Origin of the sequence: Vibrio sp. V23_P3S9T160 (assembly GCF_963886625.1) — a bacterium.
GTDB lineage: Bacteria > Pseudomonadota > Gammaproteobacteria > Enterobacterales > Vibrionaceae > Vibrio > Vibrio anguillarum.
Map to the genome: position 1 here is coordinate 1 of NZ_CAWPDB010000026.1, position 7,763 is coordinate 7,763.

General features: G+C 46.6%; 5 protein-coding genes. 4 read left to right on the forward strand and 1 reads right to left on the reverse strand.

What is annotated here, in order from left to right:
- Positions 1-287 precede the first annotated feature (287 nt).
- From AACU59_RS01755 to AACU59_RS01765, 3 genes are read left to right on the forward strand one after another with little or no spacing between them, the layout of a single operon-like run.
- Positions 288-920 (forward strand): DUF2760 domain-containing protein, encoded by a 633-nt coding sequence (locus AACU59_RS01755; protein WP_026028849.1) that lies wholly within the window; start codon positions 288-290, stop codon positions 918-920.
- Entirely contained in the window at positions 920-2,818 is a 1,899-nt protein-coding gene (locus AACU59_RS01760; RefSeq protein WP_094145853.1) for an Hsp70 family protein, read from the forward strand. Before AACU59_RS01755 ends, AACU59_RS01760 begins: the two co-directional genes overlap by 1 nt.
- 48 nt (positions 2,819-2,866) lie before the next feature.
- Positions 2,867-5,671, forward strand: a complete 2,805-nt coding sequence (locus tag AACU59_RS01765) for an Hsp70 family protein (RefSeq protein ID WP_094145852.1) — start codon at positions 2,867-2,869, stop codon at positions 5,669-5,671.
- A gap of 68 nt (positions 5,672-5,739) precedes the next feature.
- Here the strand turns inward: AACU59_RS01765 and AACU59_RS01770 are convergent, their stop codons facing one another.
- On the reverse strand, positions 5,740-6,942 hold the full coding sequence (locus AACU59_RS01770) for an iron-containing alcohol dehydrogenase (RefSeq protein WP_013856800.1): 1,203 nt from the start codon (positions 6,940-6,942) through the stop codon (positions 5,740-5,742).
- Positions 6,943-7,195: 253 nt separating this feature from the next.
- Here AACU59_RS01770 and AACU59_RS01775 point away from each other — a divergent pair.
- Positions 7,196-7,763, forward strand: a 568-nt coding sequence (locus AACU59_RS01775) for a hypothetical protein (RefSeq protein WP_161437581.1), incomplete at its 3' end; no start/stop codon positions are given.

The following is a 7,763-nucleotide window of genomic DNA, read 5'->3' on the forward strand; positions in this document are numbered from 1 at the left end:
GACTCAGGACTCAGGACTCAGGACTCAAATTACTCTTATAAAAGTAGGTAAATCAATAGCCAGTCATCAATTTATTAACCAATTAATCTTAAAGTTGAACCAGAATAGAGAATTAATGATTGATACTGCTCAAAACGCAAGCAATCACTTTAGCTTAAACGTGATGATGCGGACTTTCTATCCTGTATTTGCCTTGAATATGGTAAGCTGCGCCCCTATTTTTAAGTCTATTCACCGTAGGCTCACGAGAATTCCCACGCCTACTTCATTGTGTAAAGAGAATTGTGATGAACTTCGATTTAAATATGATCCCTACCACCTTTGATATGCTGCATGCTGGGCTCAGTGCATCAAGCCTTTTGCTACTTCTCATTGTGGTATCACGCAAATCAAAAGTCGTTGAGAAAGTTGTTGAAAAACCTGTCGAGAAAATTGTCGAAGTCGAAAAGCCGGTTGAAACGATTGTTGAAGTCGAAAAAATCGTAGAAGTAGAAAAAGTGATTGAGCGCGTAGTTGAAGTCGAATCTAAATTAGCGACAGCGCCAACCGATTCCGCCCTACAACTTTTGTCGTTAATGCAGCAAGAAGCTCGTCTGATTGACTTCTTAAATGAAGATGTCACCGCTTTTTCTGATGAGGAAGTTGGAGCCGCGGCGCGCGTGATCCACGCCGGTGGTAAAAAAGTCCTACAAGATTACATTCAGCTCACGCCCATTCGTGGCGAAGATGAAGAGAGTCGAATTACCATTGAAGCCGGTTTCAACCCGCAAGAAGTTCGCTTAACGGGTAATGTAACGGGTTCAGCACCCTTTAATGGCACCTTAGTCCATAAAGGCTGGAAAGCAACAGCTATCACTTTGCCTAAATTGGCTGAACAGTATGATGCTTCAATCATCGCCCCTGCCGAGGTTGAATTGTAATGGAACAGACAGCGCCAAAATTTAGTATTGGTATTGACTTAGGCACAACACATTGCGTGCTCTCTTATGTTGATACTCAGGATGAAAACGCTCGCGTTTCAGTAATGAGCATCCCTCAACTTACCGCGCCCGGTACGGTTGAAAGCCGTCATCAATTAGGCTCGTTTTTATACCAGCCTCATGAACATGAGATGAGCCCTGCCGCACGCGTTTTGCCTTGGTCGGCCGAGCCAAAAGCTTTAGTCGGTGCCATTGCGCGCAACCTTGGCAGTAAGACACCGATTCGTTTAGTCGCCAGTGCCAAATCATGGCTATGTCATGGTGGCGTCAATCGACGTGATGCATTTTTACCCGTGGGTAGCAGCGATGAAGTGGAAAAGATCTCGCCATTAAAAACCACTGAGTGCTATCTAGAGCATTTAAAAAGCGCTTGGGATCACGCTCACCCTGACTTCCCCTTAGCTACACAAGATGTCACGTTAACAGTACCCGCTTCATTTGATCCAGCCGCCCGAGATTTAACCGCTGAAGCAGCACGCAACGTTGGTTTTGAGCAATTAACGCTGCTTGAAGAGCCACAAGCGGCTTTATACAGTTGGATAGATAATAGCCACGATGCGTGGCGCGATGAAGTCAAGGTGGGTGACATTGTTCTCGTGGTTGATATTGGTGGGGGAACCACTGATTTATCCTTAGTGGAAGTGACTGAAGACGCTGGTAACTTAACGCTCAATCGGATTGCGGTTGGTGAGCACATCTTACTCGGCGGCGACAACATGGACCTTGCCCTTGCTTACCGTTTAAAAATGAAATTGGCGCAAGAAGGTAAAGAATTAGCACCTTGGCAAGTACAAGCGATGACGCACGCTTGCCGAGATGCCAAAGAGGCGCTTCTTAATGACAGTGCCCTACATTCCGTACCGATTGTGGTACCAAGTCGCGGTTCAAAACTGCTCGGTACAACGCTTAAAACCGAATTGACTCAACAAGAAGTGCAACAAACCTTGGTCGATGGTTTTTTCCCACAAGTGAATATCACTGATCATCCCGTACAAAAAGCACGTGGCGCATTAACGCAAATAGGCCTTCCCTACGCGCAAGACGCTGGAATTACCCGCCATATCGCCGCGTTCTTGGCAAAACAAGCCCATGCAATGGGTGGCGACATATCCGCTCTAGAAACATCCGCTCTGAATGATAACCCATTTGCTGGCATGCCCGGTATGGGCGAAGCTCCGGAGATGGATTTTATCAAACCGACCGCCATCTTACTAAACGGTGGCGTGTTAAAATCCGATTTATTAGCAAACCGTCTTCTCAGCACTATTAATGCTTGGTTGAGCACTGTGGGAGCACCACAGATGAAGCGCTTAACAGGCTTAGACCTTGATTTAGCCGTCGCCTGCGGCGCAGCGTATTACGGCGCAGTTCGTCGTGGACAAGGTGTGCGTATTCGCGGTGGTATAGCCTCGAGTTATTACGTCGGTATTGAAAGTGCTATGCCTGCCATTCCGGGGATCGCACCACCGATGGAAGCCTTGTGCGTCGCTCCATTTAGCATGGAAGAAGGAAGCAGTGTCCGCGTACCAAGCCAAGAGTTTGGATTGGTCATTGGTGAGCCTGTACATTTTCAATTCTTTGGTTCAACAATACGCCGCGATGACGAAGCTGGCATGCACTTAGATTATTGGGCTCCAGAAGAACTTGTAGAGCTGCCCGAGATCCACGTCACCTTACCTGTTTCTAAAGGACGTCGACAAGGCGAAGTCGTTCCGGTTCACTTAGCCTCAACGATCACAGAGCTCGGGACACTTCACTTAGAAGCCATTGCGACAGACAACGGCCAAACATGGCACGTTGAGTTCGATGTGCGTGAAGATCCTCAAGTCACTCAATAATCCCCACACGGCATCTTCGGATGCCGTTTTTGAAATTCAGGAGCCTCCATGTCTTCTCCTCGCTTTCTCGTCGGTATCGATTTAGGCACCACCAATACTGTGGTGGCATTTTGTGAAATCACCGAATCGTTAGAAGACTCACCCGTGCATCTTTTTGAGGTCGACCAATTGATTGGCCCCGGTGAAGTGGTTCGAAAACCACTCCTTCCGTCATTTCGTTATCACCCAGCCGACGGGCAGATCGCACCTGATGCCCTATCGCTCCCTTGGCAAATTGAACCGGTTATGGGCGATAGCAAAGAAGTAATTATTGGCCAATGGGCAAGAGATTTAGGTGCAAAAGTAGAAGGGCGACAAGTATCCAGCGCAAAAAGTTGGCTCTCCCATCAAGGGGTTGATCGCAAGCAAGCCATCTTACCGTGGGCAGGCGCTCACGATGTGGCGAAAGTTTCCCCTGTCATTGCCAGCGCCAGTTATCTCAATCACATCCGGCAAGCATGGAACTACCGTCATCCAAGTCATCGACTTGAAGATCAAAATGTCATTATCACCGTACCGGCATCATTTGATGAAACGGCTCGTAAGCTCACCATCGAAGCTGCAACACTGGCTGGCTTAAGCTCAATTGTACTACTTGAAGAGCCACAAGCCGTTTGCTATGACTGGTACGCACGTCACCGCCATTGTGCCTCACAGCAACTGCAATCACTCCCTTTGATCTTGGTTTGTGATGTGGGCGGTGGTACGACAGACCTCAGTTTAATTGAAGCGAAACACAGCGTAGACAACCAACTTTCTCTTGACCGAATTGGCGTGGGTGATCACTTAATGCTCGGAGGTGACAACCTTGATTTAGCATTAGCTCATCTAGCTGAGCAACGCTTTGACGGTTCGAAAAAATTAACCGCCGCCAGTTTGAGCAAACTAATTCAGCAAACTCGCCAAGTCAAAGAGCAGCTCCTATCAAACCAAGCCCCAGAGCAGCTAAAAATTACGCTCCTTGGCAGTGGTTCAAAGCTATTAGGCGCAGCAAAAAGCATTTCCCTGACGAAACAAGAGGTGCATGACATTACACTGGAAGGTTTTTTCCCACTTTGCTCGGTACAAGAACGTCCAAATAAACGCCGCAGTGCAGTGGTGGAATTTGGTTTGCCCTACGCAGCCGACCCTGCCGTGAGTAAACATATCGCTGAATTTTTAGCTGAACACCAAGCCGTTTCTCGCCTTGCGCTCAAGCAAGAGTCAAACGCAACGGCAATTCCCGTTGGGTTGCTGCTCAATGGCGGCGTATTTAATAGTGAGCTTATCACAAAGCGCATCACTCAATTATTGACCGATTGGCGAGGTTCGCCGATCACCCTGCTTGATAATCCTCACCCTGATTGGGCAGTCGCACTCGGTGCTGTCGCGTATGGTAAAGCTCGCCAAGGTGCACAGCTTAAAATCGGCGGTGGATCGGCACGCTCTTATTTTTTACACCTGCCTGAAAAAAACAGTGCGGGACATGCTCTGTGTGTCTTGGCTAAAGGCACCGAAGAAGGACAAGAGATACGCTTAACCAGCCGTCGATTTTCACTGACGTTAGGTGAACCCGTACGCTTCAACATCCTGACCTCGACTCACGATATGTTTGCTGATCGCCGCGTTCAAAATGGTCTGTTATTGGCTGTTGAACATGAGCTTTTTACGCCACTGCCTCCTTATATAACGGCGTTAAAAGGAAGTGATGATGCTCTATTGCATGCTAACCAAAAGCAACGGGTGGAAGTTCAACTGGCTTGTCAATTAACTGAAGTCGGCACGCTCAAGATTGAATGTGTCAGTGTTGAGGACGAAAAAAACCGATGGCAACTTGAGTTTGAAGTTCGCAAGCACAGTGAGTCAGACAGTGAAATCCAACGTCATCCTCGCTTGTCAGAGGCGATTTCGCTCATCACACACCTTTATAGTGGCAATAAAAAAGCCTCTGATAACCAAGCCATTAAAACACTTGGCAAAGATTTAGATAAGCTTTTAGGGCCACGTGATGAATGGGATTTCGCCACGCTACGACCGCTCTTTGATGCATTTTCTCAAGGCCGTAAACGTCGACGTCGCTCAGAGCAACACGAGAAAAACTGGTTGCGTCTGGCTGGATTTGCCCTGCGACCAGGATTTGGCGATCCAACTGATCCTTGGCGTATGGAACAGATGTGGAATCTGTATCAACAAGGTATTCAATTCCAAAATCATCAAGGCTGGAGCGATTGGTGGGTATTTTGGCGGCGTGTGGCTGGCGGACTGAGTCAAGAGCAACAAGAAACGATTCTAGCGGATATCGCTAAGTATCTTCACCCTAGCGCAATCAAAAATCCAAAATCAGCTCAAGAAGCGCACGACAAAGGGTACGAAGCCATGGTACGGCTTGCCGCTTCGCTGGAACATCTAGAAGTGGAAGATAAAGTATTACTTGCAACGTGGTTTTTGAACAAAGCGATTAATCAAACTCAATGTGAACAAGCACACTGGTGGGCCGTTGGGCGGTTAACCTCTCGGACGCTACTGTATGGTAGTCAACATTCAGTCATCCCAAGAGCGCAAGTGGAACAATGGTTACCGAAGTTGCTTGATCAAAACTGGCAAAAAGAACCGATGATTGCCTTTGCCGCGGTAATGATGTGCCGCAAGACAGGAGATCGTCTTTTTGATATTAGCAATGATGTTCGTCAGCTCGTTTTAGCCAAGATAAAGCAAAGTAAGGTTCCAGAAACTTGGTTTACTTTGGTGAATGAAGTGCATGACCTGTCTGACACAGAATCCAAACGTGTCTTCGGTGATACTCTGCCAAGTGGGTTGATACTGCTTAAAAAATGAATCGACCTAATTTGACCACTCTCGTTGCTATGATGACGAGAGCGGTCAAAGATAACGCTGAATGTAGATTACAATTTCCTAAAAATCGCTTCGCAATCCGTTTGCTGCATGTATTTTGGCGCAGGATAATTCCAAAACGCTTCACGAAAAGCTTGTTTGGCCAATTCTGGAATATGCTCTGGCATGAGCCCCTGTAACTGTGTAGGTATATGCAGTGTGTGATTGAGCTCTTTTACATACCCAATGAAGGCGTCCGCTTTCATTGAATCGGTCAAATGTGGATCGGTTATTTTGAGTACGTCGGCCAGTTTAGCCAGCTTATCTTTCGCCGCCTCTTTGGAGTATTCCAATACATGTGGCAACACAACCGCATTCGCTAAGCCATGCGGGAAATGGTATTTCGCCCCAACGGCATGGGCGATGGCATGTGTATACCCTAAACTGGCTTTGGTAAAAGCAAGTCCAGCGTAATAAGAGGCCAGTGCCATGTTTTGCCTCGCCGTCAAATTTTGGCCAAAGAACGCCGCTTTTTCCAAGTTATCGTGGATCAGTTTAACCGCAGCGATGGCATAGCGATCAGTCTCTGGCGTGGCATTACGCGATATAAAGGCTTCCACTGCATGCGTGAGTGCATCCAACCCCGTTTGCGCAGTAATATGAGTAGGCAGGGCCATCATCAGCATCGGATCTAACGCTGCAATAAGTGGCACAAGTTTCGGGTCAGTAATCGGTGTTTTTTGCTGAGTTTGAGGGTCAGAAACCACCGCAATGACGGTCACTTCAGAGCCCGTACCTGCCGTGGTTGGGATCACAAACAGCGGCGCAGGTGTTTTCCATACTTTTAACAGCCCCACTAAACGTTTGATCGACTTGCGGTTAGTAGCACAAGCGGCGATCACTTTTGCACAATCGATTGAAGAGCCGCCACCAATAGCGACAACGCCTTGGCACTTCTCCAATCGATACTGATGGAGGCCGGCTTCAACTTGATCATAGGTAGGATCAGGCAATACATGGTTAAACACCACACAACTGACACCAACGCGCTCAAACTCAAAGGTCAGTTTTTTTACATAACCAAGCTTTTCAATGCCTTGGTCTGTTACGACAAGCACGCGTTCAATACCCATCAAAGAAACCGAATAACAGAGTTGCTTGAGCGATTCTTTACCAATAAACAAGGTTGGCTTGGAGATGGGCAGAATCGCTGCGGCCAATTTGAGCACTTTCATGTATAGCTTATGCTGCCACTGCTGGTACTTGATCTCCATGATTGGTCTCGAGTTGTGAAGTTCTATTAACTAGACTAGGCAATACAACGAGTTATCTCTACCTAGAAAGTCAAATTTTGCAAGATAAGGCAAATAATCGCTGATCATTATTAGATTTAACGCCAACTTAAGCTCGCATTTTAATGCAAACCTTGTAAAATCCACCTCGCTCACTTTTTATACTTATAATTGAAATCATTAGCTGAGTACTCTGCACATAATTTTATGTGTCATAAAATAATCGACACGTCGTTTGGCTTTCGTCTTTGAGGTGCATTCCCTGTACTCAAATGGCATTCAAAAATTGTATTTTATTCAACCAATTACTGTAGAAGTCATGAACGAAGATAAGTTTACCAATGTCTATCGCTTGCCTGGTTCATTGCAAATTCGCATAGCCACATGGCAGCAAACCTTTAAAGGCACTTCTGATTTAGTGCTTCATCAAGTATTAACCGCTAGAAATAATCAGTATAAACAGGCTGACTTTTGGCCTAAGGGCTGGTGTGTGAATCTGTTTGATGAGAGCGATATTTCCATTACGCAGCACGGTACCTACATTCAAACCAGTATGCGAACGATGATTGATCGTAAAATCTCATATAAGCGCGTTTATCTCTCTCGGCTACCTTTAGAAAAAGCCGAGCCCGCCTTGCTTCGCTTTAAGAAAGAGTGGATCCGCAACTACAATAATGTCGCCCAAGAGTATAACAAGAGGAAAAAGAAAGAGTTTATGGCCTTTGCCAGAGAAGAGGTCGAAACACTTTATCCTGCCATTCCTAAAGAACCTTTTGATAAAGCGCTATGGAACCGTTTAGTGG